2 protein-coding genes and 2 pseudogenes are annotated in these 1,804 nt (G+C 33.2%); 1 reads left to right on the top strand and 3 read right to left on the bottom strand.

What is annotated here, in order from left to right:
- A pseudogene (locus tag EKM05_RS14280) lies at positions 1 to 284 on the bottom strand (RHS repeat domain-containing protein); the annotation flags it as partial.
- 160 nt (positions 285 to 444) lie between these two features.
- Between EKM05_RS14280 and EKM05_RS14515 the strand changes: the two are divergent.
- Entirely contained in the window at positions 445 to 732 is a 288-nt protein-coding gene (locus EKM05_RS14515) for a helix-turn-helix domain-containing protein (RefSeq protein WP_255416257.1), read from the top strand.
- Positions 733 to 782: 50 nt separating this feature from the next.
- On the opposite strand, the gene EKM05_RS14290 is transcribed toward EKM05_RS14515, so the two are convergent.
- Both EKM05_RS14290 and EKM05_RS14455 read right to left on the bottom strand, forming a co-directional pair.
- Positions 783 to 1,229, bottom strand: a complete 447-nt coding sequence (locus EKM05_RS14290; protein WP_126556374.1) for a hypothetical protein — start codon at positions 1,227 to 1,229, stop codon at positions 783 to 785.
- An 11-nt stretch (positions 1,230 to 1,240) separates the two neighbouring features.
- Positions 1,241 to 1,804: pseudogene (locus tag EKM05_RS14455) on the bottom strand (hypothetical protein); the annotation flags it as partial.

A 1,804-nucleotide genomic window follows, 5' to 3' on the forward strand; every position in this document is an offset into this window, starting at 1 on the left:
TACATTAGTGGGTTGTTCAACACATACGCATAGCGGTTGTAGTTTTGGGTATTCTCCGGTTGCTGGATAAAATTATCTGGCATTAAAAAAGAACGTAAAACAGGATCATATAAACGACCGTTCATGTGTATCAATCCAACTTCTGCTAAATGCTCGTGGCTGGTGTAGCCTCTGTCCATCATCATTAGTCGCGCGCTAGTACCATCTGTTGGTAAAGCTATAGCTACTCCATTTTGTTGCAATTTAGCTAAATTTCCCCAAGCATCAAAATGACGGCGTTCTATTGCCACCCAACGCCAATTTGTATTCTACCTAAAACAAAAAACTACAACTTATTTAAGGATGTAGTTTAATTTTGTTTTGTCTGATAGCGCTTCTGGGCACGAGCCAGAGGCATCGCGCTAGCCTTTCTATTAATTTCTGCTTGGACTAGCAGGGGCAAGTATTGACAAAGCACAATATAGCCGTATTGAAAATGGAAAAACTGACCCTTCTGTTGCAACTCTAGAACGCATTGCAAATGCTATGGGCGTTTCTTTATCTGATTTATTTGCTTCTACCGAAGAACTCAAAGAAATAAACTCTTTTGATAAGTCGATTATGGAAAAAGTATCGCTTATGGAAAGTTTAAACGAAGAAGAAAAACAAACTATTTATATTATGCTTGATGCCTTTATTGGTAAAAGAAAACTCAAAGACGCTCTTCAAAATGTGCTTTACGATGTAAAATAAGAAAACCCAGCATTCGCTGGGTTTTCTTATTTTATCTGCTTTTCTTTGAACTACTTTTTGTTTTTGAGGAGTTTTTTTGTCTCATTATTATAAAGCTCTTTAGCAACAGTTATTTCTTTTGCATTGATAAAATCATCTATACTGACGTATATAAAACCATTATCATCATTTATATTTAAATTCTTTTTGTCAGCACATTCTACACTTTTTTTACCATCTATTAGATAAAGTAATGTTCCGTCATTAAAATTTTTAATCGCAAGTTCCGTTAATCTTTTGTAAATTACTTTATTTATTTCTTCATAGCTAATACTTCTAAAACAGGATTTTATTGAACATAAATCTTCTACTTGAAAATTAGGATATGCTTCTATTTTCTCAAGATGAGCTAAATCATTATGACAAAATGTGTAATATTTTTTTTGAATATCTCCCATTTGATTTTGACTAAACAAAACATTTGATGCCAGTAATAAAATAATAACTATCTTTTTCATATTCCTTAGTTTTATTTGGTTAGACTTAAAAAATGATTGTACATCTGACTATTAAAATAAGGAGAACCCATACTTTGTTCCCATCCATATGCTTTAACCTCTGAATGAGCATTATTATTATATTTATTAAGCCAACCAGCATAACTACCACTAACATAATCTGCAACGTGATTTAATTCGTGACCTGCAACACTTGCAGCGTGTCTAACGCTATTTAAAGCTAATTTTTTTATATAAATCAAGCCTTTTGAAACAACTTTATAATTACCTTGACTTCCAGTTATAGTTTTTTGAGCTTGACCATAAATATTATCTTTTCCACCTATGACATCTTGTATTTCAAAACTTGGGCAATTTGCAGACTCATATAAATCAGGAAATATTTTAGCCATATTAGTAGTAAGTTCTTCATTCGTCCATCGTGCAACATCATCTGGATCAAAACCAGCTTTAGTAATTGCTTTATCTAACATAGACCTTTCTTGCATTTTATGCATCGCATGATTGAGTCCACTAACCACTAAACCCGTAACTGCGCCTTGCCAAAAGTTTCCTCCAGTTAATGCTGCACCAGC

This window comes from Flavobacterium sp. GSP27, from assembly GCF_003970395.1.
Taxonomy (GTDB): Bacteria; Bacteroidota; Bacteroidia; order Flavobacteriales; family Flavobacteriaceae; genus Flavobacterium.

What these genes read in the sequence shown, in the direction of transcription:
- EKM05_RS14290 (WP_126556374.1), bottom strand. Translation starts at nt 1,229, where the DNA reads ATGAAAAAGATAGTTATTATTTTATTACTGGCATCAAATGTTTTGTTT.